The organism is Microbacterium sp. NPDC059771 (assembly GCF_042732495.1).
GTDB lineage: Bacteria > Actinomycetota > Actinomycetes > Actinomycetales > Microbacteriaceae > Microbacterium > Microbacterium sufflavum.
This window is the reverse complement of the sequence record NZ_JBHWHK010000001.1, coordinates 2,166,601-2,192,063: the sequence shown is the minus strand read 5'-3', so window position 1 is coordinate 2,192,063 and position 25,463 is coordinate 2,166,601. Positions and strand designations below refer to the sequence as shown.

Annotated in this window: 26 protein-coding genes, 1 tRNA gene and 1 pseudogene; 10 read left to right on the top strand and 18 right to left on the bottom strand. The window is 69.8% G+C overall.

Features of this window, described 5'->3' with window-relative positions; translation table 11 throughout:
- Nucleotides 1–3: 3 nt before the first annotated feature.
- Nucleotides 4–402, bottom strand: a complete 399-nt coding sequence (locus ACFV3I_RS10450; protein ID WP_206253386.1) for a helix-turn-helix transcriptional regulator — start codon at nucleotides 400–402, stop codon at nucleotides 4–6.
- A 180-nt stretch (nucleotides 403–582) separates the two neighbouring features.
- On the opposite strand from ACFV3I_RS10450, the gene ACFV3I_RS10445 reads away from it, so the two are divergent.
- Entirely contained in the window at nucleotides 583–1,179 is a 597-nt protein-coding gene (locus ACFV3I_RS10445; protein ID WP_136032374.1) for an HdeD family acid-resistance protein, read from the top strand.
- Between the two features lie 63 nt (nucleotides 1,180–1,242).
- Here ACFV3I_RS10445 and ACFV3I_RS10440 read toward each other — a convergent pair whose 3' ends face one another.
- Nucleotides 1,243–2,007 (bottom strand): SDR family oxidoreductase, encoded by a 765-nt coding sequence (locus ACFV3I_RS10440; protein WP_136032372.1) that lies wholly within the window; start codon nucleotides 2,005–2,007, stop codon nucleotides 1,243–1,245.
- A 121-nt stretch (nucleotides 2,008–2,128) separates the two neighbouring features.
- Between ACFV3I_RS10440 and ACFV3I_RS10435 the strand changes: the two genes are divergently transcribed.
- The 4 genes from ACFV3I_RS10435 to ACFV3I_RS10420 all read left to right on the top strand — a co-directional run bounded on the left by ACFV3I_RS10435 (nucleotide 2,129) and on the right by ACFV3I_RS10420 (nucleotide 4,816).
- Nucleotides 2,129–2,602: an NfeD family protein gene (locus ACFV3I_RS10435; protein ID WP_136032370.1), complete on the top strand. Its 474-nt coding sequence runs from the start codon at nucleotides 2,129–2,131 to the stop codon at nucleotides 2,600–2,602.
- A gap of 8 nt (nucleotides 2,603–2,610) precedes the next feature.
- Entirely contained in the window at nucleotides 2,611–3,540 is a 930-nt protein-coding gene (locus ACFV3I_RS10430) for an SPFH domain-containing protein (protein WP_247638778.1), read from the top strand.
- Nucleotides 3,537–4,313: a glycerophosphodiester phosphodiesterase family protein gene (locus ACFV3I_RS10425; protein WP_378803683.1), complete on the top strand. Its 777-nt coding sequence runs from the start codon at nucleotides 3,537–3,539 to the stop codon at nucleotides 4,311–4,313. Before ACFV3I_RS10430 ends, ACFV3I_RS10425 begins: the two co-directional genes overlap by 4 nt.
- Nucleotides 4,314–4,432: 119 nt before the next feature.
- A complete protein-coding gene (locus tag ACFV3I_RS10420) occupies nucleotides 4,433–4,816 on the top strand; it encodes an RNA polymerase-binding protein RbpA (protein WP_136032364.1) in 384 nt (127 codons plus the stop codon).
- Here the strand turns inward: ACFV3I_RS10420 and lnt are convergent.
- The 9 genes from lnt to ACFV3I_RS10375 form a co-directional block, all read right to left on the bottom strand.
- The gene (gene lnt / locus ACFV3I_RS10415; protein WP_378803863.1) at nucleotides 4,813–6,255 is read right to left on the bottom strand and encodes an apolipoprotein N-acyltransferase; all 1,443 of its coding nucleotides are present in this window, start codon (nucleotides 6,253–6,255) and stop codon (nucleotides 4,813–4,815) included. The genes ACFV3I_RS10420 and lnt overlap by 4 nt on opposite strands.
- Nucleotides 6,256–6,353: 98 nt before the next feature.
- Nucleotides 6,354–8,828, bottom strand: a complete 2,475-nt coding sequence (locus ACFV3I_RS10410) for a DEAD/DEAH box helicase (RefSeq protein ID WP_378822775.1) — start codon at nucleotides 8,826–8,828, stop codon at nucleotides 6,354–6,356.
- Complete coding sequence (gene tatC / locus ACFV3I_RS10405) at nucleotides 8,825–9,583, bottom strand: twin-arginine translocase subunit TatC (RefSeq protein ID WP_136032443.1); 759 nt, start codon at nucleotides 9,581–9,583, stop codon at nucleotides 8,825–8,827. The genes ACFV3I_RS10410 and tatC overlap by 4 nt, the downstream gene beginning before the upstream one ends.
- Nucleotides 9,584–9,640: 57 nt before the next feature.
- Nucleotides 9,641–9,877: a Sec-independent protein translocase subunit TatA gene (tatA, locus tag ACFV3I_RS10400; RefSeq protein WP_136032358.1), complete on the bottom strand. Its 237-nt coding sequence runs from the start codon at nucleotides 9,875–9,877 to the stop codon at nucleotides 9,641–9,643.
- Between the two features lie 45 nt (nucleotides 9,878–9,922).
- Nucleotides 9,923–10,906 carry a YafY family protein gene (locus ACFV3I_RS10395; RefSeq protein ID WP_136032356.1) on the bottom strand — a complete coding sequence of 328 codons (984 nt, stop codon included), beginning with the start codon at nucleotides 10,904–10,906 and terminating at the stop codon, nucleotides 9,923–9,925.
- Nucleotides 10,903–11,895 carry a YafY family protein gene (locus tag ACFV3I_RS10390; RefSeq protein ID WP_136037354.1) on the bottom strand — a complete coding sequence of 331 codons (993 nt, stop codon included), beginning with the start codon at nucleotides 11,893–11,895 and terminating at the stop codon, nucleotides 10,903–10,905. The genes ACFV3I_RS10395 and ACFV3I_RS10390 overlap by 4 nt, the downstream gene beginning before the upstream one ends.
- Nucleotides 11,895–12,827: a hypothetical protein gene (locus ACFV3I_RS10385; protein ID WP_247638775.1), complete on the bottom strand. Its 933-nt coding sequence runs from the start codon at nucleotides 12,825–12,827 to the stop codon at nucleotides 11,895–11,897. The genes ACFV3I_RS10390 and ACFV3I_RS10385 overlap by 1 nt, the downstream gene beginning before the upstream one ends.
- A 10-nt stretch (nucleotides 12,828–12,837) precedes the next feature.
- Complete coding sequence (locus tag ACFV3I_RS10380) at nucleotides 12,838–13,851, bottom strand: tRNA (adenine-N1)-methyltransferase (protein ID WP_136032350.1); 1,014 nt, start codon at nucleotides 13,849–13,851, stop codon at nucleotides 12,838–12,840.
- Complete coding sequence (locus ACFV3I_RS10375; protein ID WP_206251255.1) at nucleotides 13,848–14,528, bottom strand: HAD family phosphatase; 681 nt, start codon at nucleotides 14,526–14,528, stop codon at nucleotides 13,848–13,850. Before ACFV3I_RS10375 ends, ACFV3I_RS10380 begins: the two co-directional genes overlap by 4 nt.
- 89 nt (nucleotides 14,529–14,617) lie before the next feature.
- Here ACFV3I_RS10375 and ACFV3I_RS10370 point away from each other — a divergent pair, with 89 nt between their 5' ends.
- On the top strand, nucleotides 14,618–15,466 hold the full coding sequence (locus ACFV3I_RS10370) for a PAC2 family protein (RefSeq protein WP_136032441.1): 849 nt from the start codon (nucleotides 14,618–14,620) through the stop codon (nucleotides 15,464–15,466).
- A gap of 16 nt (nucleotides 15,467–15,482) precedes the next feature.
- Here the strand turns inward: ACFV3I_RS10370 and ACFV3I_RS10365 are convergent, their stop codons facing one another.
- Both ACFV3I_RS10365 and ACFV3I_RS10360 read right to left on the bottom strand, forming a co-directional pair.
- Nucleotides 15,483–16,307: an undecaprenyl-diphosphate phosphatase gene (locus ACFV3I_RS10365; protein WP_136032346.1), complete on the bottom strand. Its 825-nt coding sequence runs from the start codon at nucleotides 16,305–16,307 to the stop codon at nucleotides 15,483–15,485.
- Between the two features lie 47 nt (nucleotides 16,308–16,354).
- Nucleotides 16,355–17,650, bottom strand: a complete 1,296-nt coding sequence (locus tag ACFV3I_RS10360) for a M20/M25/M40 family metallo-hydrolase (protein WP_378803681.1) — start codon at nucleotides 17,648–17,650, stop codon at nucleotides 16,355–16,357.
- Nucleotides 17,651–17,763: 113 nt separating this feature from the next.
- On the opposite strand from ACFV3I_RS10360, the gene ACFV3I_RS10355 reads away from it, so the two are divergent.
- Nucleotides 17,764–17,846: transfer RNA gene (locus tag ACFV3I_RS10355), tRNA-Leu, on the top strand.
- 58 nt (nucleotides 17,847–17,904) lie between these two features.
- Here ACFV3I_RS10355 and ACFV3I_RS10350 read toward each other — a convergent pair.
- Nucleotides 17,905–19,002, bottom strand: a complete 1,098-nt coding sequence (locus ACFV3I_RS10350; protein WP_136032342.1) for a VIT1/CCC1 family protein — start codon at nucleotides 19,000–19,002, stop codon at nucleotides 17,905–17,907.
- A gap of 134 nt (nucleotides 19,003–19,136) precedes the next feature.
- The gene (locus ACFV3I_RS10345; RefSeq protein WP_136032340.1) at nucleotides 19,137–20,879 is read right to left on the bottom strand and encodes a DEAD/DEAH box helicase; all 1,743 of its coding nucleotides are present in this window, start codon (nucleotides 20,877–20,879) and stop codon (nucleotides 19,137–19,139) included.
- Between the two features lie 146 nt (nucleotides 20,880–21,025).
- Between ACFV3I_RS10345 and ACFV3I_RS10340 the strand changes: the two genes are divergently transcribed.
- Nucleotides 21,026–21,853 carry an SGNH/GDSL hydrolase family protein gene (locus ACFV3I_RS10340; RefSeq protein ID WP_136032337.1) on the top strand — a complete coding sequence of 276 codons (828 nt, stop codon included), beginning with the start codon at nucleotides 21,026–21,028 and terminating at the stop codon, nucleotides 21,851–21,853.
- Nucleotides 21,854–21,857: 4 nt separating this feature from the next.
- Here ACFV3I_RS10340 and ACFV3I_RS10335 read toward each other — a convergent pair.
- A pseudogene (locus tag ACFV3I_RS10335) lies at nucleotides 21,858–22,647 on the bottom strand (TrmH family RNA methyltransferase).
- A 65-nt stretch (nucleotides 22,648–22,712) separates the two neighbouring features.
- Here ACFV3I_RS10335 and ACFV3I_RS10330 point away from each other — a divergent pair.
- Together ACFV3I_RS10330 and ACFV3I_RS10325 are read left to right on the top strand one after the other, a co-directional pair.
- Entirely contained in the window at nucleotides 22,713–23,552 is an 840-nt protein-coding gene (locus ACFV3I_RS10330; RefSeq protein WP_136032333.1) for a Sir2 family NAD-dependent protein deacetylase, read from the top strand.
- Complete coding sequence (locus ACFV3I_RS10325) at nucleotides 23,549–24,136, top strand: histidine phosphatase family protein (protein ID WP_136032331.1); 588 nt, start codon at nucleotides 23,549–23,551, stop codon at nucleotides 24,134–24,136. The genes ACFV3I_RS10330 and ACFV3I_RS10325 overlap by 4 nt, the downstream gene beginning before the upstream one ends.
- 37 nt (nucleotides 24,137–24,173) lie before the next feature.
- Here ACFV3I_RS10325 and ACFV3I_RS10320 read toward each other — a convergent pair whose 3' ends face one another.
- Both ACFV3I_RS10320 and ACFV3I_RS10315 read right to left on the bottom strand, forming a co-directional pair.
- Complete coding sequence (locus ACFV3I_RS10320) at nucleotides 24,174–24,980, bottom strand: HpcH/HpaI aldolase/citrate lyase family protein (RefSeq protein ID WP_378803679.1); 807 nt, start codon at nucleotides 24,978–24,980, stop codon at nucleotides 24,174–24,176.
- Nucleotides 24,977–25,462, bottom strand: coding sequence for a MaoC family dehydratase (locus ACFV3I_RS10315; protein WP_378803678.1), 486 nt, complete (start codon nucleotides 25,460–25,462; stop codon nucleotides 24,977–24,979). Before ACFV3I_RS10315 ends, ACFV3I_RS10320 begins: the two co-directional genes overlap by 4 nt.
- Between the last annotated feature and the right edge of the window lies 1 nt (nucleotide 25,463).

Below are 25,463 nucleotides of genomic sequence, written 5' to 3'. Positions count from 1 at the left end.
TGCTCACGTTAGGTCCGCGTCGGGACGCGGCGCTTCTCGATTCCTGATCGGTCGGATGACCTGCTTCGCCTGGAACGACGGGATCCCCTCGACGGTGGCGGCGCGCTCACGGTACACGCTGGGTGGGACACCGACCAGCTCCGAGAACCGCGTGCTGAAGGTTCCGAGCGATGAGCAGCCCACCGCGAAGCAGACCTCCGTCACGCTGAGATCTCCGCGACGCAGCAGCGCCATCGCACGTTCGATCCGGCGCGTCATGAGGTACGCGTACGGCGACTCGCCGTATGTCTCACGGAACCGACGACTCAGGTGCCCCGCCGACATGTGCACGCCGCGGGCCAACGCCTCGACATCGAGCGGTCTGGCGTATTCGCGATCGATCCGGTCCCGCACCTTGCGCATCAGGACGAGCTCACGCAGCCGGGCATCATCCACCGCCGTCACGAGACGATCCTGCCATGACGTGGGGTGTCGCGTGGTGTCGGAGTGCGACGCGTTCCGGCGGTCCTCCCCCGCGAACGCCTGCCGAGCGCTACCCTGGGGGGCATCCTCACAGGATCTTCTCAGAAAGGGTCCCCAACCATGTCTGAAGCAATCAACGAGACGAAGTCGTTCTTCTCCTCCATCCGCATCGCCCTCGCCGTGTCCGGCGTCCTCGCCCTGCTCGCAGGCATCGTCCTGCTCGTCTGGCCGGTCAAGTCGGCCGTCATCGTCACGGCGATCTTCGCGTCGTACCTCGTCGTCGCCGGCATCGTCTACATCGGGCTCGGCATCTTCTCGCAGGCGAAGGGCGGCTGGGCACGGGTCGGCCACATCGTCCTCGGCCTGCTGTACATCGCGGCCGGAGTCATCGCGTTCTTCAACCTCAACGTGGCGGCGGCGACGCTCGCCCTGGTCGTGGTCATCTTCATCGGCGTGAGCTGGATCGTCGACGGTGTCGTGGCCCTCTCGCTCCTCGGCAGCGACGGGTCCCGCGTCTGGACCGTGCTCTACGCGATCCTCAGCATCGTCGCCGGAATCATCGTGCTGTTCTCGCCGGCCATCGCGGGCTTCGCGTTCTGGCTGCTCCTCGGCATCTCGCTGATCGTGCTCGGCATCGTCCAGATCGTCCGGGCCATCACGCTGGGCAAGGACGAGAAGAATGTGATCGCCGACGTGCAGGGCTCCCCCGCCGTCTGACCGCACGAGACGACTCCGCCCCGGTGCCGCACAAGCGGGCCGGGGCGGAGTCGTATCCGAGGATCAGGAGGCGGTGAAGGCGCTCACGTCGCCGACGAGCCGCGTGTTGTCCTCGGGGACCGGATCGATGACCGCCTTCGCGACCTCGGCCGCGAACTCGGACACGTTGTACAGGCGCCCGGCCGACTCGCGGCGCTCCGCAATGGCCCCGGGGTTCGCACGCTCCAGGAGCGTGGCCGTGATGGTGCCCTCGATCATGTCACCGGAGACCACGGTGAAACCGACGCCCTTCTCGGCGAGACCGGGGATGAGCTCGCGCAGCGCATCCTCACCGGCGCGCTTGGAGAGGGCGACCGGCTCGTACTCCGGCATCGTCGGGGTGGTGCGGATGAAGTGGGCCTGGTGGCTGGTCACGAAGACGACACGGGCGCCGTCGTCGAGCAACGGGGTGGCCGCGTTCAGCACGTTCAGCTGCGCGTCGCGGTTCAGCGTGAGGGCGTAGTCCTCCGCCATCCCGGACTCCATACCGCCCGAGGCGTTGAGCACGAGCACGTCGAGGCGGCCGAACTCCGCGCGCACCGCGTCGAACATGGCGTCCACCGACGCCGTGTCAGTCAGATCCGCGCCGACGACGAGGACCCGCCGACCGAGTTCGCGCAGTTCTGCAGCGAGCTTCTCCGCGCGCGGAGCCTTGTTGCGGAAGTTGATCACGACGTCGGCGCCCGCCTCGGCGAGGTAGCGGACGGTGTCGGCGCCGATCCCCCGGGACGAGCCGGTCACGAGGGCGACCTTGCCGTCGAGGGATCCTGCGGGAAGAACGTCGGTCACGGTGACTCCTCATGATGCGTGAAACGCCGTGAGCGCACGGCTCTCTCACATTACCAAGCGGTCGCGAGGGCACCCCGATCGCCGGGGCAGCGCGTGATACGTTGACCACAAAGGAGGCCGAATGGACAACTTCTCGACTTTCGTCGTGTTCATCGACCAGTGGGCGTGGATCGGATGGCTGGTCCTCATCGCCGTCTTCCTCGTGATCGAGATGCTCTCGCTGGACTTCACGTTCCTCATGCTCAGCTTCGGCGGCCTGGTCGGACTCGTCACGGACTTCCTCGGCGTGCCGGTGTGGATCCAGATCATCATCGCCGGCATCGCTGCCGCCCTCTTCATCCTGTTCCTCCGGCCTCCGCTGCTGCGGCGGCTGCATCGCGGCGCCGACCCGGCCCGGTCGAACGTGGATGCTCTGGTCGATCTGCGCGGCTTCGCACTGAGCGACATCACGCAGGTGTCCGGGCAAGCCAAGCTCGCCAACGGCGACACCTGGACGGCCCGCTCGTCCTCCCCCGTGCCCATCCCCCAGGGCGCTCCGATCGCCGTCACCGCCATCAACGGCGCCACGGCGATCGTCCGTCCCCTCAACGACTAGGAGAACACGTGGACGACGCATCGTTCATCCCCACGGTGATCATCTGGATCCTGGTGATCGCGGTCATCATCTTCGTGATCGTCACCATCGCCAGGGCCATCCGCATCATCCCCCAGGCGACCGCGGGTGTCGTCGAGCGGCTCGGGCGCTACCACAAGACCCTCTCCCCCGGGCTGAACATCCTGGTGCCCTTCATCGATCGCCTCCGCCCGCTGATCGACATGCGCGAGCAGGTCGTCTCCTTCCCGCCCCAGCCGGTGATCACGGAGGACAACCTGGTCGTGTCGATCGATACCGTCGTCTATTTCCAAGTGACGGACGCGCGCGCGGCGACATACGAGATCGCCAACTACCTCGGCGCCGTCGAGCAGCTCACCACGACCACCCTGCGCAACGTCGTCGGCGGTCTCAACCTCGAAGAGGCACTGACCAGCCGCGACAACATCAACGGGCAGCTCCGCGTGGTGCTGGACGAGGCCACCGGCAAGTGGGGCATCCGCGTCGGTCGCGTCGAGCTGAAGGCCATCGACCCGCCCGTCTCGATCCAGGACTCCATGGAGAAGCAGATGCGCGCCGAGCGGGACCGTCGTGCCGCCATCCTCACGGCGGAGGGCACCAAGCAGTCCGCCATCCTCGAGGCGGAGGGTCTGCGGCAGGCGGAGATCCTGCGGGCGGAGGGCGACAAGCAGGCGGCCGTGCTCCGTGCCCAGGGCGAGGCGGAGGCGATCCAGAACGTCTTCAGCGCGATCCATCAGGGCGCTCCCGACGACAAGCTCCTCGCGTATCAGTACCTCCAGATGCTGCCGAAGATCAGCGAGGGCCCGTCCAACAAGCTGTGGATCGTGCCCAGCGAACTGACGGAGGCACTGAAGGGCATCGGCAGCGCCTTCACCCCGAAGCCGAGCCAGGGGCCCACGGACCCCGCACCCCGCGTGTGACGCACCCGTTCTTCTCGAACGCCCGCTCCCCGCGGATCTTCGCGCATCGCGGTCTGGTGACCGCCGCAGGCGAGGAATCCGGGGTGTGGGAGAACACGGCGGGGGCCTTCGCCGCCGCGCACGCGGCCGGCGTCGAGTACATCGAGACCGACTGCCAGGTGACCGCCGACGGGGACGTCGTCCTGGTGCACGACCCCGACCTGCGCCGCCTCGCTGACGACTCGCGCGCGGTGACCGAGGTCCGCACCCGTGAGCTGCGTGCACTCTTCGCCGATCACGGCGGGCTGCTCACCGTCGGTGATGCGCTCTCGTCCTTCCCCGACGTGCGCTTCAACATCGACGTCAAGACGCCGGCTGCGGCCGGACTCCTCGGCCCCGTCCTCGCCCCGCACACCGAGCGCGTCCTGATCACGAGCTTCTCCGACGCGAGCCGTCGAGCGACGGTCGAGGAAGTGAGACGCGCCGGGGCCGCGCAGCGCCCCGCCACGTCGGGCGGACGCCGCACGATCGCCTCGGCCCGCGCACTGTCGGCCCTCCGCCTCTCCCCCGCGCGTGCCCTGCGTGACATCGACGCGCTCCAGATACCGGAGCGTCGTGGCGCCCTGACCGTCCTCACCCCCGCGCTCCTGCGGGCGGCGCATCGGGCCGGGATCGAGGTGCACGTCTGGACGGTCAACGACCCGGATGAGATGCGTCGCCTCCACCGGATGGGGGTGGACGGGATCGTGTCGGACCGCGCCGACCTCGCGGTCTCGGTCCTCGCTCCAGAGTAGGGCGAGCTCTTTACCCGCCGGCGCTGGGATTCCACTGTGAATACCGCCGAGATCGCGGTCACGTGGATGAAGCCCACAGGCTCGAGCGTTATACCTGACAGCGACGAGAGGACCACACAATGGCAGATCGCAGCCTGCGCGGCATCCGACTCGGCGCCCAGAGCCTACAGAGCGAAGAGGGCGTCGTTTTCATGGAGCGCCGTGAGACCACCTACACCTGTGACACGTGCGGACACGACACCACCCTGATGTTCGCGGCCGACGCCGAACCCCCGCAGACCTGGGAGTGCCGCGCCTGCGGTGCTGAGGCCCGACTGCAGGTCGACGGTCAGTCCGTCACCATCGAGGCGAGCGACGAGAAGTCCGCCCGCACGCACTGGGACATGCTGATGGAGCGCCGCACCCGCGCCGAGCTCGAGGAGCTCCTCGAAGAGCGGCTCGCCTTCATCCGTGCCCGCCGCGGCGCGGGAGAAGATCCCACCAGGGAGAAGATCGGCGCCTAACGCCGACGGGCGCGCCACCACCCGACCACGAGCGCGCCCACCCCACCCCACAGCAGCACCTGCTGCACCCAGGGGCCCAGGACGACACCCGCCGTGAGGCCGGAGCGCAGCTCGACATCCTCGAGCATCGCTCCGGCCTCATCCGCGTCCAGGCTGGTGATGGTCCGGCCATCGTGGCGGATCACCTGACTCGTGCCGACCGTGGAGATGTTCACCACACTCCGGCCCGTCTCGATCGCCCGCATGCGCGCGAACGCGAGCTGCTGGAGGTTCTCGTCGGTACCGCGGAAGTCCGCGTTGTTGGTCTGGAACACCAGCACCTGTGCGCCGTCGCCGATGCCCTCGAGGATCACGTCGTCGTAGATCACGTCGAAGCAGATCGCGAGACCCACCTTCACACCGTCGACCTCGACGATGGGAGCGTTCGTGCCCGGCGTGTACTCGCGCTGGATGAGCCCGATCAGATCAGGGACCAGCGCATTGAAGAACGCGCGGTCGGGAACGTACTCACCGAACGGCACGGGGTGGCGCTTGTCGTGCGACTGCGACGCCTCACCGCTCTGGGTCCACAGCATCGACGTGTTGTAGAAGCGGTCGCCTCGCGCGGTCGGCGCGTTGGCGAGCAACGGGGCATCCACCCGATTGGCGACCAGGGTCATCCGGCGGGCGAGAGCCGAGCTCTCGGCGGGATCGGCGTCGAGGGATCCCTCCGGCCACACGAGCAGATCGAGATCCTCGCCGTAGAGGGGCGCAGTCGCCTCGGTCTGGGCCTGGATCACGGAGAACGGTTCGCGCGAGTCGAAGTAGCCCGTCGGTCCGTTCCCCTGCACGGCTCCGATGCGCATCGTCCCCGTGGCTGCCGTCGGGAACAGCGGGGTGAACACCAGCACCACCACGACTGCTGCGGGAACGACCAGCCGCAGTGGACGCCGCCAGGACCCGGTCCGGATCAGCTCGATCACCATGGCCGTCAGCAGCACCATCAGGAAGCTCAGCCCGCTGACCCCCAGCCACGAGGTGACCGGAGCGAGCGGACTCTCGGCCTGACTCATGCCCAGGCGCGCCCACGGGAATCCGCCGTAGGGCCACCAGCCCAGGAAGAGCTCCCGCCCGACCCACAGTGCGGCGACCACCGTCGGCAGGATGAGCAGGCGGCCAGCCGTGCCGGGGAATGCCCGCGGAAGCCAGCGGTAGGCCAGGGCGATGGGGACGAGCGCGACCGCGGTCAGCGCACCCTCGACAACGCTGAGCGCCGCCCAGGGCAAAGGCCCGAGGTAGCGGGAGGTCCAGGACACCAGCAGACCGAAGAAGACGACGCCGTACACGAGGCCGACGAGCAGGGCGCCGCCCGCCCGTCGCCCGATCAACGCGAGCAGCAGGAGCCCGGTGGCCGGGAACGCGAGGATCCAGACCGTGGCCTCGGGGAACGCGAGATCCATGAGCACCGCCGCCCCGACAGCAGCGAGCACGGCGCCCCACAGCGGCAGGAGGGCACGCGGGCGGACGGGGACGGACGGATCGGTCACGGCGCTCACCCTCACATCGACGAGTAGGCGACGATGCCCCGCCGCACGCCGTCGAGGGCGAGCCGAGCGGTGCGCGCGAGAGCGGGGTCTTCGGCGACGATCGAGAGCTGGTCCAGCAGGTCGATCGTCTGCTTCGCCCAGCGGACGAAGTCTCCGGCGGCCATGTCGGCGTCGATCAGGACGCGGTCGAGCGCACCCCCACGCGCCCAGGTGTGCATCGCCCCCGCAAGGCCGGCGGCCAGGGGCTCGCTGCCGGGCAGCTGGTGATCCCGCTCGAGGTCGTCCAGCTCGGCCCAGAGGGCTGTCGTCCGGTCGTACGCGGCGCGGAACGGCCCCCGGGGCAGACCTCGCTCCCCCGTGTTCGACTCGTCCCGCCGCGGCTCGTACACGAGGCAGCAGGCCATGGCGGCGAGAGACGGAGCGTCCAGGCTCTTCCAGAGGTCCTGACGCAGCGACTCGGCGACCAGGAGGTCACGCTCCCCGTAGATCCGCCGCATGGTGCGGCCGGCCTCCGTCAGCAGGGTCTCGTCGTCGTCTCGGCGGAGGTAGTCGAGTGTCTCCAGCACCTCCACCACGCGATCGAACACCCGCGCGACGGTCCCGGTGCGGTTCTCGATCTGGCGGCGCGTGCGATCGGTCTGCCTCTTGAGCTTCCAGTAGCGTTCGGCCCACCGCGCGTGCGCCTCGCGATCCGGACAGCGGTGGCAGGGATGTCGCTGCATCTGCGTGCGCAACGACTGGATGCGCTTCATCCGCTTGTCCCGTGCGGCGCGCGGCGCGTTCGCGTCCTGCCGGTTCTTCTTCTCCAGGTCGCTGAGCTCACGGCGGATCGCGGCGTACTGGGGGAAGTCGCCGTGCTCGCAGGCCATGGCGGAGCGATAACCGGCAAGAGACTCCTCCGCCTCACGCACCTGGCGCGCCAGGCCGACGACGGCGCGATCGGCCTGGAACTGCGCGAACGACGACTCCAGGATCTGCCGCGCCCTGCCCTTCCCGAACATGTCGATCAGGTTGACGGCCATGTTGTAGGTCGGCCGGAAGCTGGAGTTCAACGGATACGTGCGTCGGGAGGCGAGGGCGGCCACGGCCTGCGGATCCATGCCCTCGGTCCACTGCACGACCGCGTGGCCCTCCACGTCGATCCCCCGGCGACCCGCCCGCCCGGTGAGCTGCGTGTACTCGCCGGACGTGATCGCGACACGCGCCTCGCCGTTGAACTTCTCCATCTTCTCCAGCACGACGGTCCGGGCCGGCATGTTGATGCCGAGAGCGAGCGTCTCGGTCGCGAACACGACCTTCACGAGCTTGCGCTGGAAAAGTTCCTCGACGACCTCCTTGAACGCCGGAAGCAGACCGGCGTGATGGGCGGCCACGCCGCGCTCGAGGTTGTCGAGCCACTCCCAGTAGCCGAGCACACCGAGATCCTCGTCCTGCAGGGTGCGCGTGCGCTCCTCGACGATGGCGCGGATCTCGGCCCGCTCCTCGTTCGAGGTGAGGCGGATGCCCGCGCGCCGGACCTGCTGCACGGCGGCATCGCAGCCGACACGGCTGAAGATGAAGAAGATGGCGGGCAGGAGACTCGACCGCTCCAGGAGCTCGACCACATCCGGGCGATCCATCCGCTCGATGCGACGCGCGTTGGCCGAGCGCACCGGGCGTCGTCCGCCGCGAGGCGGGCGCTGCGCCTGCCGTCCAGCGTGACGGTTGCTGCGATACGACTGCGCCTGCCGATTCGCCTCGTACGTCGAGCCCGTGAAGGAGCGGATCCGCATGAGCTCCTGGTTGACCTGGGCCGTCGCGAGACCCGCCCTGTCGTCGAACAGCGGAAGCAGGTCGTCGCGCACGAGCACGTGCTGCTCCAGGGGCACCGGCCGCACCTCGGACACGATCACCTCCGTGTCGCCCCGCACCGTGTCGAGCCAGTCGCCGAACTCCTCCGCATTCGACACCGTCGCGCTGAGGGAGACCAGACGCACGCGCGGGGGCAGGTGGATGATCACTTCCTCCCACACGGCTCCGCGGAACCGATCGGCCAGGTAGTGCACCTCATCCATCACGACGTAGCGCAGGTCGCGGAGCGCGGCGGAGTCCGCGTAGATCATGTTCCGCAGCACCTCGGTCGTCATCACGACGATGCGGGCGTTGCCGTTGATGTTCGTGTCGCCGGTGAGCAACCCGACCTCGTCGGGGCCGTAGACGTCGACGAGCTCGCGGAACTTCTGGTTCGACAGGGCCTTCATCGGCGTCGTGTAGAACGCCTTGTCCGTCGGGCTCTGCATCGCGAGGTGGATCGCGAACTCACCGACGATCGTCTTGCCCGCTCCGGTCGGCGCCGCGACCAGCACGCTGCGCCCGTTCTCCAGGGCGTGACACCCGGCCACCTGGAACGGATCGAGCTGGAATCGCTGGCGCGCGGCGAAGGCGACGGTCTGCGGATGGCTCGCCGCGTCCTGCGCCTGCGCGTAACGGTCGGACGGAGAACTCATACGGCGTCAGGGACGATGCCGGCGGCCGCATCCCTCTTCCGTTTGCGCCGATCGAAGAGCAGAGAGAGTCCCGCGGCGGCGAAGAACAGCACGATGAGGATCCCGGCGAGCATCAGCATGCTCACGACGTCGGCGGCGGGAGTCGCGAGGGCGGCGAAGATCGTCGCGATGAGGACCGCGACTCGCCAACCCTTGAGGATGGCGCGACCCGACATGACGCCGGCCAGGTTCAGCGCGACCAGGAACACCGGGAGCACGAACGACACCCCGATCACGATCATCAGCTTGAAGACGAAGTCGTAGTACTCCTGCGCGTAGTAGAAGTTCGTCCCGCCCTCGGGGGTGAAGCTCCACATGAGTTCGATCACGTGCGGCATGATCATGACGCCGAGGTAGCAGCCGGCGAAGAAGAGCGGAACCGCGGCGAGCACGAAGCCGACCGTGTACTTGATCTCCTTGCGCGTGAGCCCCGGCATGATGAACGCCCAGACCTGCCACAGCCAGATGGGCGCGGACAGGAACAGCCCGATCGAGAAGGCGATGCGCATGCGCATGTCGAAGGCCGCGGTCACCGTGCCGAAGTTCAGCGCGCTGAAATCGTCGCCGCGTTTCTCGGTGATGATCCGGATGGGCTCCGTGATGAAGTGGATGACCGGGTCCGCGACGATGAACGCGATCACCATGCCGACCACCAGCGCGAGGGCAGCGTACATGAGACGCTTCCGCAGCTCGACGAGATGCGCGCCGAGCGACATCCGCCGATCCCGGTCGGCCTTCGCCTTCACGGTCGGTTCGATGGCTGCCACGGCCGGTCAGGCGCGAGGCGGAGTCTCAGGTTCGGCGCCCGTGTCCTTCACCGAGGTGGGCTCAGCGACGGCGGACTCGGCGCGCGTCGCATCTTCTTCCTTCATCGCCTTCATCTCACCCTTGAACACGCGGGCGGACTGCCCCATGCTCTTCGCGAGCGCCGGCAGCTTGGCAGCGCCGAAGAGAAGGAGGATGACGGCGAGCACGATCAGCAGGTGCCAGCCTTGCATTCCAGCGAACATATCGACATTCCCGTCGTCGGGGGGCTTTCGTCCCCAGTCTACAGATCAATCCTGCGTATCGGGCTGGTGGTACAGCGCGAGTCCCGCCTCCGCCCACTCACGCGTCGCCGACCGAGCGACTCCCGGCTCCCGGACTTCCATCGCTCCGCCGAACCTGGCCGCGAGGCGCTTGATGCCGCGCGGGTCCGCCAGATGCAGACGGGCCGTCACGACGCCGTTCGCGGGCTCCATCGCTTCCGCCGGCAGGAACCCGCTGAGCAGCGGGGCGAGCCGCTCCGGCACGCGCACCGTGACCTCGCCTTCGTCCTCCAGACCGGCGAACGCCTCGGGAACCTGGTCACCGCCGTGGGTACTGGGGATGTCGGTCAGCGTCGGCTCGCTCACCCGATCCAGGTGGAAGGTACGCATCGCCTCGCGCATGTGGCACCATCCCTGCAGGTACCACTGCCCGTTCGTGATCAGGATCTGGACGGGATCGACGGTGCGCGTGGTCGGAGTCGAGTCAGGCGCCTGGTAGGTGAACGAGACGGCGACGCCCTGCTGCAGCCCGCGCGACACCACGGAGCGGACCTCGTCGACGGCGCTTGGCGCCACGACGACATCGGCGGGGGCATCGGCCGCACCGCGGGAGAGCTTCGAGATCAGACCGGCGACGAGACCCGAGTCGGAGACCGCCGGAACGGCCGCCACCATCTGCAGCCCGGCCAGGAGCGCGGCGGCCTCCCGGGCGGTGAACCGCGGAACCCGGCGCAGCGCGACGTCGTTCGTGATCTCGATGACGTCCTCCAGCTCGAGCAGGTCCCAGTTGATGTCGAACATCTCCTGAGGCTGCTGCCAGAATCCGGCCTCGCCCGGCAATCCGATCACGGTGAGCTTCTCGACCATCGCGCGCATCTCGCGCGGCGTGACGCCGAACTCCTCCGCGGCCTCCGCGAGAGATACCTGCCCGTGCTCGAGCAGGTAGGGAACGAGTGTCAGGTACAGACGTACGCGATCAGCGGCAAGGAGCGGCTTCTGCTGCGGGCTCATGCGCGTGCCCCCGTGTCGGTGTGCGCATCCACGACAGCGGACAACCGGGCGACCACGGCGTCACGCAGCGGGGCAGGCTCGACCACCCGTACCTCGGGACCGTACGAGGCCAGCTCGTCGGCGAGGATGTGCAGGTCCACGAATGGCACGCGGATGCCCTGCGCGGCGGCGGTCGCGCGTCGTCCGAGCCTCAGCGCGGCCTCGGTGCCCGGAGTCACCTCCAGAAGCGCGGAGTTCGCCGCCGCGACCTGCTCGAGTCCGCTCAGCGCGCGCTCCCCCGCTCCCTCGCGCAGGGCGGGGTCGAACGACGTCGCGCTCACCGCCACGTCGCCCACGATGCGGCTCAGCAGGAAGGTGCGGTCCTCCTCCACATCCACATCGACCCCGTAGACGTGCCAGCGCGCCTCATAGTCCACCAGTGCCAACGGCCGGACGCGGCGACGACGCGGCGCATCCTCCCCGGGCTTCAGATAGTCGAACGACACCACACGGCTGCGCTCGATCGCGTCCTGCAGCGGAGAGAAGGCCGCGTCCCGTGCGGTGATGCGCGGAGCGAAGCCGATGATCGGCTCATCGCCGTCGATACCGAGAGCGCGGATCTTGCGCACGCCCGACTGGGCGTCGCCCGAGACCGACTCCGCACTCCACACGCTTCCCGCCAGGCGCAGCACCGCGAGCTCCGCCGCGGTGAACTCGATGTCGCTCGGCAGGTCGTACTCCGCTTGGGGGATGCGGTACCGCGCCTCCCGGAGATCGTTCGGGTCGGCAGCATCGCCGATCGTCTCGATCGGCACGCCGAGCGACCGGAGCTCGTCCTTGTCGCGCTCGAACATCTTCTCCAGGGCATCGGAGCGCGTACCCGCGTCCGCCCGCTGCCGATACCCCGAGACGTTGTCGAGGATCTGCTGCTTCGTCAGCCCGATCTCCGTCGCCATCAGCGCCACGACGAGGTTCGTCAGGCGCTCTTCGGCAGGGATCCGGGCGGCCATCACGGAGCGGCTGAGGGGGCGATGCCGAGGATGTCCACCACGACGGCCATCGCGACGGAGTTCTCGGTCTTCGGGAGCACGACGAGCACCTGCGAGCCGACCGTGTGCCCCACGAGGGCCTCAGCCACGGGGGGTGCGATCTGCGCCATCTGGTCGACGGCCTGCTGGCCCCAGGAGCTCTGGATGACCTTCTTGTCGTCCCAGCCCACGGCCGTAAAGTGAACGAGCGGAGAGTCGTCCTTCGTGACCTTCTCTCCGTCACCGAGGATGAGCGTCTGCACGACCTGCTTCTTCGGTGCGGCGCTGTCCGGGATGATCACGCCGGGAGTGCCGTCGGGAGCACGGACCACGGTCGGCATGCCCTGCGCGTCGTTGAACTGCAGCGAGCCCTCGGCGCGCGGGTGGAACGCATCAACGACGTCGACCACGAAGACGGCGACGTCGTCCTCCGCCATGCCGAAGCCCTTGAGATTCGCGGCACCGAAGTCGTCGGGCGTGAGCCCGGCCACGACGCGGCTTCCGGCGGTCGCGCACTCGAGGACGTCGGCAAGGCCGGGCGCCTGCGAGGCCCACGACTCGATGCTGGACGCGCGCGTGCTGTCGCTGTCGTAGGACGTGGCGAACACCTTCTCACCCGTCTCGCCGCTGTAGATCGAGAGCTGCACGATGATCGGCTGCGCGTCGTCGACGATGCGACGGCCGTCTCCGGTCACCGCGTCGGTGAACGACGTCTCGGTCAGGCGGAGGGGACTGAAGATGTCGACGTCGGGCGTGGAGCCGACCTCTCCGTCGACAGTCACGGCGTCGCCGATGCCGTTCGCGTGGCCCGTGCGATCGCACGAGGCGTCGGCGGAAGACGCGGTCACGCTGCACCCGGTCAGAGCGAGGGCGGCGAGACTGAGGGTGGCCAGAACGGCGGACGTTTTACGCACGCGCTCCAGTCTATTCCGTCGACTGCCCGGATTCGCGCGACGCGGCGGCCTGGCGCGCGCCTTCGGCTGCCTTTCCCGCCTCGCGAGCCCGCTTGCGGAGGTTCTTGTCCGTGATCTCGCGGTCGCCGACGGCCCCCGGCGTCCACAGCTCGACGTCGGCGTCGCTGTAGCTGCTCTTCGACGCGCGCCGCTTGACCGACGGCGCGACCGCGCCGGGCGCGAGCCGGCGGGCCGTGAGGAGGAAGCCGGTGTGCGCCACCATCCGGTGATCCGGTCGCACCGCGAGCCCCTCGACGTGCCAACCGCGCACCATCGTCTCCGACGCATCGGGATCGGTGAACAGACCGGTTCCGCGGATGTACTCCGCAACCCTCGAGAGCTGGGTCGCGGTCGCGATGTAGCAGAGCACCACGCCGCCCGGTGTGAGCGCGTCGGCCACCGCATCGATGCACTCCCACGGGGCGAGCATGTCGAGGACGACCCGGTCGACGGAACCGGCCTCGACCTCGGCGGGCAGGGCCTCGACGAGATCGCCCACCACCACTCGCCAGGTGTCGGGGGTCTCGCCGAAGAACGTCTCCACATTGCTGCGGGCCACGTCGGCGAACTCCTCGCGCCGCTCGAACGAGATCAGGGTCCCGGCGGGTCCGATCGCGCGCAACAGCGACAGGGACAGCGCGCCGGAGCCGACGCCCGCCTCGACCACCGTCGCCCCGGGGAAGACGTCCGCCTGCATCACGATCTGCGCTGCATCCTTCGGGTAGACGATCGCCGCACCGCGCGGCATCGACATCGCGAAGTCGCGCAGCAGGGGGCGCAGGGCCAGATACTCGTGCCCGGAGCTGTTCGCCACGACGGAGCCGTCAGGAAGCCCGATCAGGTCGCGGTGCCGCAGCACGCCGTGGTGCGTATGCAGCTCGCCGTCCTCGCGCAGCGTGACCGTGTGCAGGCGCCCCTTCGGGCCGGTGAGCTGAACGCGGTCGCCCTCGCGGAACGGACCGCTCGGTCGCTGGGTCGCCGTCATCGGGTCGCCTCCGTGGTCGTGTGCGCGCCGAACAGCTCGGCGATGTCCGCGGCACCGCGGAGGTGCAGTGTGGGCCAGAGTTGGTGGGCGCCGAGGCCGTCGAGCGGCACGATGTGCGGCACTCCCAGCGTGAGCGCCCCCGACGCGAGACCCGCTCGCAGCCCCGTCGGGGAGTCCTCGATCACCACGACCTCCGCGATGTCGACATCCAGCAGGGCAGCGGCCTGCAGGTACGGCTCAGGGTGGGGCTTGGGATTGTCCACGTCGTCGCCGGCGACGACGACGTCGAAGGCCTCGAAGTCGATCAGGTCCACCACATCCAGGGCCATCCGGCGCAGCGACATCGTGACCAGGCCCGTGCGGATGTCGGCGGCGCGCAGGTCGCGCAGCAGTTCGCGAGCCCCGGGGCGGAACGGCACCCCCTGCGTGCGCAACGCCTGCTGCACGGCGTCGGTGAGGTGCGAGACGATCGCCTCCGGCTCCATGTCGACGCCCGCGTCCTGCAGGATGATCGCGCTGTCGAGGAGCCCGCTGCCGACGAGCCGCAGGGCGTCTTCGTGCGTCCAGGTCCCTCCGAACGACTCGACCAGCGCGGTCTCGGCCGCCATCCAGTAGGGCTCGGTGTCGACGAGTGTTCCATCCATGTCCCAGAGGACCGCGCGGGGCTTGCTGCTCACTGAACCCATGCTAGCCGGGCGCGGCCCACATCCCGCCGTCGCGGGCTAGCCTGGGGTGACCGGAACCGCGAACCCGATGGGAGCACATGGTGGATGTCCTCGGTCCCCGCATCGTCATCGCCGCGTTCGACGGCTGGAACGATGCGGGCGAAGCGGCCAGCGGCGCGATCGCGGCGCTGCAGTCGTCCGGCGACTACGACCTCGTGCATTCCGTCGACCCCGAGCTGTACTTCGACTACCAGTACACGCGTCCCGCCACTCGCATGGATGCGGAGGGGCGACGTCAGCTCACCTGGCCGGAGGCCGGGCTCTGGCGTCCGCGGAACCCCGGGCCCGGCCCGGAGTTCTGGCTGCTCACCGGCGCCGAGCCCGCCCGCACCTGGCAGGCGTTCGCCTCGGAGTTCATCGACGTCGCGCTGCGCGACGACGTCACCGGTTTCGTGACCCTCGGCGCGATGCTGTCGGACGTGCCGCACACCCGACCCATCTCGATCTTCGCCTCGAGCCAGAACGACCAGGTGCGTGAGGCGCACGGCCTCGAGCGATCGGTGTACGAAGGTCCCGTCGGCATCCTCACGGTGTTCGAGCACTTCGCGGAGAACGCCGGGATCCCCTCGGTCAGCCTCTGGGCCAGCGTGCCCCACTACGTCGCCTCTGCCGCCCCCTCGCCGAAGGTGACGCTCGCCCTCCTCGACCGACTCGAGGAGCTCACCGGTGTCGACGTCGACCGCCGGCACCTGCGCACCGAGGCAGCCGCATGGGAGGCGTCGATCGACGCTGCGGCATCCGAGGACGAGGAGATGGCCGAGTACATCCGTCAGCTGGAGCGCACGCGCGACACCTGGGACTCGCCCGATGCCTCCGGCGACGCGATCGCCCAGGCGTTCGAACGCTACCTGCGCCGCCGCGACGACGGTCCGGGCGACCGCAAGCGCTGACGGGGACGCGCCGCGCTCAGGCGGGGATGACGCCCATACCCAGCAGCACGAGCAGCACGGTGCCGAGCAGGATGCGGTAGATCACGAACGGCAGGAAGCTGCGCTTCGAGATCCAGCTCATGAAGAACGCGATCACTCCGAGCGCCACCACGAAGGCGACACCGGTCGCCGCGAGCGTGTCGCCGAAGGAGAAGAACGACGGCTCGCCCCAGCTCTTGAACACCTGGTAGAAGCCGCTGCCGAAGACGGCGGGGATCGCGAGCAGGAAGGCATAGCGCGCAGCAGCCGCCCTCTCGTAACCCAGGAACAGCCCCATCGTGATCGTGCCGCCCGACCGCGAGACGCCGGGGATCAGCGCGAGAGCCTGCGCGAAACCGAACGCGATGCCGTGCGGATACGTCAGATCTCCGAGCTTGCGCCGCTTGGCGCCCACGTAGTCGGCGATTCCGAGCAGGATGCCGAACAGGATGAGCATGATCGCCACGAGCCACAGCGAACGGAACACCGTCTCGATCTGGTCCTGGAACAGCAGACCGAGCACGACGATCGGAACGCTGCCGATGATGATCAGCCACCCCATGCGCGCATCCGGGTCGTTGCGCGGCACCGCGCCGGTGAGCGAGCGGAACCACTGGGACACGATGCGGACGATGTCGCGCCAGAAGAACACGACGACGGCGGCCTCGGTGCCGATCTGCGTGATGGCGGTGAACGCCGCACCCGGATCCTCCCCCGACGGCAGGAAGGTCCCGAGGATGCGCAGATGCGCACTCGATGAGATCGGGAGGAACTCGGTCAGTCCCTGGACGATCCCCAGGATGAGCGCTTCGAACAGATGCATGGCAGGGCCTTCAGATCTCGGGAGGGCACGGAGGGCGCGAGCGTCACTCAGTACGTGCGCAGCAGATCGGTCAGCACCCGCTGACCGAAGACAAGAGAGTCTACGGGCACCCGCTCGTCGACTCCATGGAACATGCCCGTGAAATCCAGGTCGGCGGGCAGTCGCAGCGGTGCGAAGCCGTACCCGGTGATGCCGAGAGCCGCCAGCGCTTTGTTGTCGGTCCCGGCGCCGAGCAGGTACGGGATGACGGGAACGCCCGGATCGTGGCGTCCGAGAGCCGCGACCATCGCGTCGACCAGCTCGCCGGAGAACGCCGTCTCCATGCCGATGTCGCGCACCACCGTCTCGATGCGGATGTCGTCGCCCACGATCTGCTGGAGCTCGGCGAGCACGTCGTCCTCGGTGCCGGGGATCACGCGCACGTCGATCAGCGCCTCCGCACGCTCGGGGATCACGTTGTGCTTGTATCCCGCGGTGAGCACGGTCGGATTGGTGGTGGTGCGGAACGTGGAGCGCAGGAACGCCTCCGCCGGGCCCGCGGCCGCCGCCAGCGCGTCCGGGTCGTTGACGCTGCGCCCGCTGAGCGCGCTGAGGCCCTCCAGGAGCGCCGTCGTGGTGGGCGTCAGTCGGATGGGCCAGCGCGTGCGGCCGATCGCGGCGACGGCCTCGGCGAGCCTGGTCACCGCATTCTCCTCATGCAGACGACTGCCGTGGCCCGCGCGACCGGTGGCGACCAGCCGGATCCAGATCAGCGCCTTCTCGCCCACCTGCAGGAGATAGGCCCGGCGATCCTCGACCGAGATGGAGTATCCGCCCACCTCGCTGATCGCGTCGGTCGCCCCGGCGAACCACTCCGGGCGATCCTTGACCACGAGCGCCGAACCCTCGACACCACCGTTCTCCTCGTCGGCGAAGAACGCGAGTACGAGATCGCGCTCCGGCTGCTCCCCCGCGCGGAGGATGTCGGCGACCGACGTGAGGATCATCGCGTCCATGTTCTTCATGTCGACCGCGCCTCGGCCCCACAGCATGCCGTCGCGCACGATCCCGGCGAACGGATCGACGCTCCAGTCCTCGGCGACCGCCGGTACGACGTCGAGGTGACCGTGGACCACGAGGGCGGGCTTGCTCGCATCGCGTCCCCGCACCCTCGCCATGACGTTCGTGCGTCGCGGCACCGGCTCGTAGTACTCGACCGGCAGCCCGAGCGCCTCCAGATAGGCGCCGACGTACTCCGCGGCCTCCCGCTCCCCCTTCGCGTTTCCGCCTCCGTAGTTGGATGTGTCGAAGCGGATGAGGTCGCTCGCGACGCGCGCGACCTCGGGCAGCGAGGGATCGGTCATGCGTCCCAGGCTATCGAAACAGCGTGCCACGCCCGGGCGTCGCGCCCAGTTCGATCGCCCCTTCAGAACGTGCTAATGTCATTCTTCGGTCGGCAACGACACATCCCACACCTGCGCGGGTGGCGGAATGGTAGACGCGCTAGCTTGAGGTGCTAGTGCCCGATAGGGCGTGGGGGTTCAAGTCCCCCTCCGCGCACAGACACGAAGGCCCCGGATCCCCACGGATCCGGGGCCTTCGTCGTACCGCCTCCCCGTCAGACGGCACCCACGCCGAACAGCAGGCCCAGCGCATAGGTGATCGCCGCGGCTCCGAAGCCGATCGCGAGCTGACGCAGGGCGCGGCGCAGGGGCGGCCCGCCCGACAGCACCCCGACCATGGCTCCCGTGCTCAGCAGCGCGATGCCGACCAGGACGAGGGCGACGATGATCGCCGTGGGCCCCTCGAGCCCGAAGATCCACGGGAGGACGGGCACGATCGCTCCGGACGCGAACAGCAGGAAGCTCGAGATGGCCGCCGTCCAGTCGCTGCCGACGATCTCGTGGTCGTCGGCCCCCTGGACCGCGACCGGACCCGTGGCCGCCCGACGCACGCCCTCCTGGGCGGCCGACACGATCCGACGAGCCCGGGCGAGCGACTCCGTCTGATCCATCCCGCGGGCGCGGTACACGAGGGCCAGTTCGTTCTCGTCGATGTCGAGGTCGGCGGCGGCGGCCGCGGCGTCCTCATTGGCCTCCGTCGCCGCGAGCAGCTCGCGCTGCGACCGCACCGACACGAACTCGCCCGCACCCATCGACAGCGCCCCGGCCAGCAGGCCGGCGATCCCGCTGAACAGGACGAAGCCCGAGCTCACCCCGGTCGCCCCGATGCCGAGCACGAGGGCGAGATTGCTCACGAGACCGTCGTTGGCGCCGAACACCGCCGCACGGAAGGAGCCGGAGAGCCGTCGTCGTCCGCGCGCCGCCAGGCCGCGCACGACCTCGTGGTGGACCTTCTCGTCAGCGCGCATCGCAGGGGTCGCCCAGCGCTCGGCATCGTACGGCGACCGAGCCTCGGCACTCTGCGCCAGCGCGAGGACGAAGATCGACCCGAACCGTCCCGCCATCCAGCCGAGAAGACGCGAGCGCAGGCCCGCCCTCGGAAGCCGCCGCGGTTCACCGCCGAGCAGATCGAGCCAGTGCTTCTCGTGCCGGCGTTCGGCCTCGGCCAGTCCCAGCAGGATCGCGCGCTCCTCCCCCGTCCGACGGGCGGCGAGGCGGCTGTACACGGCTCCCTCGGCGCGCTCCTCCACGAGGTAGCGGGCCCATCGGCGGCGGTCAGAGGCCGTCGAATCCGCGGCGGCAGGGGCAGTCATGGGTCCTCCAGGAATCAGCGTGCCCGATGCGCGGGCAACCGTTCCACGCTATCCGCGAGCGGAGCGCGCAACCGCGTCCTGGCACCGATTGCCAGCATTTCGGGGATCCGAAGCAGACGCGGTCGTGATCCCGGTCAGGAGCGGACGCGCTTGCGGAGGACCTCGATGCGCGACTGCAGCTGAGTGACCGTGGCCTGCGCGACCGCCGGCCCCCCGCAGATGCGCCGGAGCTCGGCGTGCACGGCGCCGTGCGGTTGTCCCGACTGGCGCGCGTACAACCCGACCAGGCTGTTCAGCAGCTGCCTCTGCTCGCGGAGGGTGCGGTGGAGCGGCGCGGGAAGCGTCGTGGTGGCCGTCGCCGGCTCCGCGGCCTCGCGCACCTCCCGGTGCCGGGACTGTCGCGCCTGGCGCTGCATCAGGAGCTCGTGGACATGCTCGGGCTCGAGCAGACCGGGGAAGCCGATGAACTCCTCCTCCTCCGGCGTGTTCGGCTCGGCGAGCTGACCGAACTCCTTGCCCTCGAACACGACGCGATCGAAGTGCGCGACGGACGAGATGGCCTGGTAGCTGAACTCCTGGGTGAGTGCGTCGGAGGTCTCCTCCTCGCGGTTCGCGCTCTCCAGGAGCGAGTCGTCGAGACCGTCCTCGTCTTTCGAGCCGCGGTCGAGCGCGTGATCGCGCTGCTTCTCCATCTCGTTCGCGAGCTTCATCAGCACGGGCACGTGGGGCAGGAACACGCTGGCCGCCTCGCCCCGGCGTCGGGCCCGCACGAACCGGCCGATCGCCTGCGCGAAGAACAGCGGGGTCGACGACGAGGTGGCGTACACGCCCACCGCGAGCCGCGGCACGTCCACCCCCTCGGACACCATGCGCACGGCGACCATCCAGCGCTGCGTGCCGGCGGAGAACTTCTCGATGCGCTCCGACGCCGTGGCATCGTCGGACAGCACGATCGTCGGCTGCTCGCGGGTGATGCTGTGGAGGATCTTCGCGTACGCCCTGGCCACCGTCTGATCGGTCGCCAGCACGAGCCCGCCCGCGTCCGGCACGTGATGGCGGATCTCGGTGAGGCGACGGTCGGCGGCGGAGAGCACGGCCGGCATCCAGTCGCCCTCGGGGTCGAGGGCCGTGCGCCATGCCTGCGACGTGACGTCTTTCGTGTTGTCCTGACCGAGATGGGTCTCCAGCTCGTCGCCCGCGCTCGTGCGCCAGCGCATCTTGCCCGCGTACATGTGGAACAGGACCGGACGGACGACACCGTCGGCGAGAGCACGCCCATAGCCGTACGCGTAGTCGGTGCTGGACACGCGGGCACCGGTCTCGTCCGGCAGATACTCCACGAACGGGATCGGCGCGGTGTCGCTGCGGAACGGGGTGCCCGAGAGGAGCAGCCGCCGCTTGGCAGGGCCGTACGCGTCGCGGATCGCATCGCCCCAGCTCAGCGCGTCGCCGCCGTGGTGCACCTCGTCGAGGATGACCAGGGTCTTCGCGTCTTCCGTGAGGTGGCGATGGATCGACGACTTCGCGGCGACCTGCGCGTACGTGACGACGACGCCGTGATAGTGCCGCGCGGGGGCCCAGTGGCTGTTGCGGAACCGCGGGTCGAGCCGGATGTGCACCCGAGCCGCCGCATCGGCCCACTGCGTCTTCAGGTGCTCCGTCGGGGCCACCACGATCACCCGGTCGACCTCGCCCATCCGCATGAGCTCCACCGCGAGCGTCAGCGCGAACGTGGTCTTGCCGGCGCCCGGGGTCGCAGCGACGAGGAAGTCGCGCTGGTCGGCCTGGAAGTAGGCGTCGAGGGCCTCCTGCTGCCACGCGCGCAGCTTGCTCGCCGTTCCCCACGGGGCGCGCTGAGGGAAGGAGGGAGAGAGCATCGACTCCACGATAATCGCTGCCGGGGACACCACGGCATCCGCCGCGATCGCCGCGCGCGTCCGCCCCCGCGGAACCCCCGACGGGTAGGCTCGGTCACTGCGCAGCGGCCGACCGCCGCCCGCAAGCCCCCGCGAAGGAGAGCCGGATGAGCGACCAGGAATCGACCAGGAGCCCCTACGTCCCGAACGAGACTCCGCATCCGTGGCGACGGTTCGTCGCCATCGGCGACTCCTTCACCGAGGGCATCGGCGACCCCGACCCCGTGAACCCCGGCGCCCACCGCGGCTGGGCCGACCGCGTCGCCGAGGTCCTCGCACAGCAGGTCGACGACTTCGCGTACGCCAACCTTGCCGTGCGCGGCAAGCTCATCGCCCAGATCGTCGCCGACCAGGTGGAGCCGGCCGTGGCGCTGCGACCCGACCTGATCTCGATCTGCGCGGGTGGCAACGACGTCATCCGCCCCGGCACCGACCCGGACGCGATCGCCGCCCAGCTCGAGGACGCCGTGTCGCGCCTGTCGTCCACGGGCGCCGCCGTCATCCTGTTCACCGGGATCGACACCGGGTTCACCCCGGTGTTCCGACCCTTCCGCGGCAAGGTCGCGATCTACAACGAGAACGTGCGCGCGATCGCGGAGCGGCACGACTGCATCGTCGCCGACCAGTGGGCGCTCAAGGTCGTGCAGGACGCGCGATTCTTCGACGACGACCGTCTGCACTACAACGCGCTCGGGCATCACGAGGTGGCCCGCATGGTGCTGCGCGCCCTCAACGTCCCGAACGATCTGGAGGCCATGCAGCCCGAGCCGCTCCCCCTCCGTACGTGGCGTGCGGCCAGAGCCGAAGACCTGGGCTGGGCGCGGGAGCACCTCGTGCCGTGGGTGCTGCGGCGGCTGCGGCATCAGTCCTCGGGCGACAACATCGCCGCCAAGCGACCGGAGCCCGGACCGGTGATCCTCCCCGGCCGCGACTGATCGGTCAGTTCTGCAGCGCCCACAGCGCGACGGCAGCGGCGGAGGCGACGTTGAGCGAGTCGACGCCGCCCGACATGGGGATCGTCACCACGGTGTCTGCCGCTGCCAGCGCCTCCCGCGACAGACCGTCCCCCTCCGAGCCCATCAGCAGGGCGACCCGCTCCGGGCGCTCCGCAGCGTAGACATCCAGCGGTACCGCGCCGTCGTCGAGGGCGAGAGCGGCGATGTCGAACCCCTGCGCGGTGAGGTCGCGCATCCCCTCACCCAGGTCGGCCATGCGGGTCCACGGCACCTGGAACACCGTTCCCATGCTCACCCGCACGCTCCGGCGGTACAGCGGATCGGCACAGCGCGCCGAGACCAGCACCGCGTCGGCCCCCAGCCCGGCGGCCGCACGGAACGCGGCGCCCACGTTCGCGTGGTCACCGAGCCCCTCCAGCACCAGAACGAGCCGGGCCCCGCGGATCACGTCGGCGACCGGGGCGAGGGCGGGGCGCTGCATCGACGCGAGGGCTCCGCGGTGCACGGCGTAGCCCGTGACGCGTTCGGCCAGTTCGTCGGAAACGACCAGCACCGGGACCGGCAGCTCTCCGAGCACACGCGCCATCTCCTCGACCCGACGTTCGGCGACGAGCACGGAGCGCGGGCGGTGACCGGCCGCCACCGCGCGCTCGATCACCGTCGTCGTCTCCGCGATGTAGAGCCCCTCGGCCGGCTCGCAGCGCCGTGTCCGTCAACCCGCGGTAGTCGTCGAGCCGCGGGTCGTCGAGGTCGGTCACGGACGTCAGGTGCATCCCTCCACTCTGCCAGCGCGAGACCGGCCCCGTCGCCGCGCCGTAGACTCGCACGGGGAGGTCCTGTGAGCGCGTCGAACACCGCCGAGTCATCGGCCACCCTCGGCAGGGTCGCCGACCTGCTCCGCGGCCGGCGCATCGCCTTCCTCACCGGAGCCGGGATCTCGACCGACTCGGGCATCCCCGCCTATCGCGGCGAAGGCGCGCGCACGCGCAGCGACCCCATGACGATCCAGACGTACCTCGGTGACGAGGCCGCCCGACGGCGGTACTGGGTGGGCGGGCACCTCGGCTGGCGCGCGTTCGCACAGGCCGCCCCCAACCCGGGACACCTGGCCGTCGCCGCGATGGAAACCGCCGGGACCGTGTCCGGTGTCATCACCCAGAACGTCGACGGCCTGCACCTGCGGGCCGGCAGCTCGCACGTGATCGAGGTCCACGGCACCATGCGCCGCGTCCTGTGCCTGCACTGCGGACAGGTGTTCGACCGACGCGACATCGCCGTGCAGATCGAGGAGCTCAACCCCTGGATCACCGTGCCTGAGAACGTGGCCCTCGCACCGGACGGCGATGTGCTGCCCGAGAGCACGGACGGCTTCGTGATCCCCGCGTGCACGGTGTGCGGCGGGATGCTCAAGCCCGACGTGGTGTTCTTCGGCGAGTACGTGCCCCAGGACCGATTCCGCGCGGCCGAATCCCTGCTGCGCTCCAGCACGGCCCTGATCGTCGCTGGCTCGTCCCTGGTCGTCAACTCCGGCGTGCGGCTCGTCGACCGCGCCCGACGCCGGGGGATCCCGCTCATCATCGTCAACCGCGAACCGACACGCGCCGACGCCTGGGCGGACGCCACGCTCGCCGCAGGCACCAGCGACGTCCTTCCCGCCCTCCAGGAGCTGCTGCAGTGACCCACCTCACCCTCATCCGCCACGGACAGACCGACTGGAACCTCGCGAGGCGCATCCAGGGCTCCACCGACATCCCCCTCAACGACACCGGGCGCGAGGATGCACGCTGGGCCGCCGAGAAGCTCGCCGGGACCGCGCACCACGCCGTGTACACGAGCCCGCTCTCCCGCGCCAGGGAGACCGCGGAGATCATCGCGCAGCGTCTCGGGCTCGACATCGCCGGTGTCGTCCCCGACCTGCGCGAGCGGGAGTTCGGCGAGGGCGAGGGACTCCTGGTCCCCGACTACATCTCGACGTACGGCGACTGGCACGCGGAGGTTCCCGGCGCCGAGTCGCTGCCCGACGTCGGGGTGAGGGCGATCGCGGCCCTGCACCGCATCGCCAGGGAGGCGCGACGGCGTTCGGCCCCGCAGGCGGAGTCGGTGCTCGTGGTCACGCACGGCGGAGTGATCCGCGCCGTGATCGATCACGTCTCCGGCGGCACGCTCCCCCGCGAGGGCACCGTTCTGGGCAACGGCTCGGCGCACCGCTTCGTCGCGGCACCGGGGTACCTGCGACTGCTCGACGAGTCGCCCGTGCTCTGACGCCCCGGCGCTCTGTCGCGCGGTGGATGACGCGGCCTCAGCGGGCGCGGGAGACCACGAAGCGCGCGTGCCGGAGCACGGGCTCGTCCACCATGCGACCGTCGAACCGGAAGACCCCGCGCTCCGTGGCGGCTGCCTCCAGCACGGCCCTCGCCCAGGCGACGGTCTCGGCGTCGGGACGGTAGGCCTCTCGCACGATGGACACCTGGCTCGGGTGGATGCACGCCGTGGCGCGGAAGCCGGATGCCGCAGCGTCGGCGGCCTCCTGCTGCAGCCCTTCCAGGTCGCCGATGTCGACGTGCACGGCATCGATGGCTGCCTTGCCGTACGACCCCGCCTCGAGCAGCACGCGGGCGCGGGCGTAGCGGGCGACGTCGCGGTAACGGCCGGCCGGGGTCCGCGACGAGGTGCCGCCCAGTGAGGCGACCAGATCCTCCGCTCCCCACATCAGGGCGACCACCCGCGGATGCGCCGCGATGTCGGGCGCCGCGTGGACACCGCGCGCCGTCTCGCACAGCGCGATCAGGTCGTACGCGTCGCCGAGACGGTCGAGATCGGACGCGCTCTCGCTCTTCGCGACCATGACCGTCCGGAAGCCCGTCTCCGCCAGGGCCGCGAGGTCGGCGTCGAACTCGGCGGAGCTCGGCGCGTTCACCCGCACGATCACACGCTCCGGGTCGAGCGCGGCCGATCGCACGTTCGCTCTGGCCTCGGCCTTCGCCCCCGGAAGCACCGCGTCCTCCAGGTCGAGGATGACCGCGTCGGCGCGGTCGAGCGCCTTCGCGAAGCGCTCCGGGCGATCCGCCGGGCAGAACAGCAGCGCGGGGCCGAGGTCGAAGCTCATGCGGACGCCTCCGGGCGGCAGCGGACCAGCACCGTGCGCGTGGCCGTGGCGACCACGGTGCCGTCCTGGTTCCGCCCCGTGTGCGCGAGTCGCACGACCCCCGTCCCCGGGCGGGAGGATGACAGGCGCTTCTCCTCCACGACGGTCTCCGTGGTGAGGGTGTCGCCCGCGAACAGCGGGTGCGGGAACGCGACGTCGCCCATGCCGAGCTGCGCCACGAGCGTGCCCTGCGTGAGCTGCGCCACCGAGGTCCCGACCATCGTGGACAGGGTCCACATCGAGTTGATCAGTCGCGCGTGGAACGGCTCGCTGGCGTCGGCGAAGGCGGCGTCGAGGTGCAGTGCCTGCGTGTTCATGGTGAGCGTCGTGAAGAGCACGTTGTCGGCCTCGGTCGCCGTGCGCCCCGGTCGATGCAGGTACCGCACTCCCGTGTCGAACTCCTCGAAGTACAGTCCGCGCTGCTCGATGTCGCGCATGCTCATC

What these genes read in the sequence shown, in the direction of transcription:
- ACFV3I_RS10450 (WP_206253386.1), bottom strand. Translation starts at nt 402, where the DNA reads ATGCGCAAGGTGCGGGACCGGATCGATCGCGAATACGCCAGACCGCTC.
- ACFV3I_RS10445 (WP_136032374.1), top strand. Translation starts at nt 583, where the DNA reads ATGTCTGAAGCAATCAACGAGACGAAGTCGTTCTTCTCCTCCATCCGC.
- ACFV3I_RS10435 (WP_136032370.1), top strand. Translation starts at nt 2,129, where the DNA reads ATGGACAACTTCTCGACTTTCGTCGTGTTCATCGACCAGTGGGCGTGG.
- ACFV3I_RS10420 (WP_136032364.1), top strand. Translation starts at nt 4,433, where the DNA reads ATGGCAGATCGCAGCCTGCGCGGCATCCGACTCGGCGCCCAGAGCCTA.
- lnt (WP_378803863.1), bottom strand. Translation starts at nt 6,255, where the DNA reads ATGGATCTCGCGTTCCCCGAGGCCACGGTCTGGATCCTCGCGTTCCCG.
- ACFV3I_RS10410 (WP_378822775.1), bottom strand. Translation starts at nt 8,828, where the DNA reads ATGAGTTCTCCGTCCGACCGTTACGCGCAGGCGCAGGACGCGGCGAGC.
- tatC (WP_136032443.1), bottom strand. Translation starts at nt 9,583, where the DNA reads ATGTCGCTCGGCGCGCATCTCGTCGAGCTGCGGAAGCGTCTCATGTAC.
- tatA (WP_136032358.1), bottom strand. Translation starts at nt 9,877, where the DNA reads ATGTTCGCTGGAATGCAAGGCTGGCACCTGCTGATCGTGCTCGCCGTC.
- ACFV3I_RS10395 (WP_136032356.1), bottom strand. Translation starts at nt 10,906, where the DNA reads ATGAGCCCGCAGCAGAAGCCGCTCCTTGCCGCTGATCGCGTACGTCTG.
- ACFV3I_RS10390 (WP_136037354.1), bottom strand. Translation starts at nt 11,895, where the DNA reads ATGGCCGCCCGGATCCCTGCCGAAGAGCGCCTGACGAACCTCGTCGTG.
- ACFV3I_RS10380 (WP_136032350.1), bottom strand. Translation starts at nt 13,851, where the DNA reads ATGACGGCGACCCAGCGACCGAGCGGTCCGTTCCGCGAGGGCGACCGC.
- ACFV3I_RS10365 (WP_136032346.1), bottom strand. Translation starts at nt 16,307, where the DNA reads ATGCATCTGTTCGAAGCGCTCATCCTGGGGATCGTCCAGGGACTGACC.
- ACFV3I_RS10360 (WP_378803681.1), bottom strand. Translation starts at nt 17,650, where the DNA reads ATGACCGATCCCTCGCTGCCCGAGGTCGCGCGCGTCGCGAGCGACCTC.
- ACFV3I_RS10350 (WP_136032342.1), bottom strand. Translation starts at nt 19,002, where the DNA reads ATGACTGCCCCTGCCGCCGCGGATTCGACGGCCTCTGACCGCCGCCGA.
- ACFV3I_RS10345 (WP_136032340.1), bottom strand. Translation starts at nt 20,879, where the DNA reads ATGCTCTCTCCCTCCTTCCCTCAGCGCGCCCCGTGGGGAACGGCGAGC.
- ACFV3I_RS10340 (WP_136032337.1), top strand. Translation starts at nt 21,026, where the DNA reads ATGAGCGACCAGGAATCGACCAGGAGCCCCTACGTCCCGAACGAGACT.
- ACFV3I_RS10320 (WP_378803679.1), bottom strand. Translation starts at nt 24,980, where the DNA reads ATGAGCTTCGACCTCGGCCCCGCGCTGCTGTTCTGCCCGGCGGATCGC.
- ACFV3I_RS10315 (WP_378803678.1), bottom strand. Translation starts at nt 25,462, where the DNA reads ATGAGCATGCGCGACATCGAGCAGCGCGGACTGTACTTCGAGGAGTTC.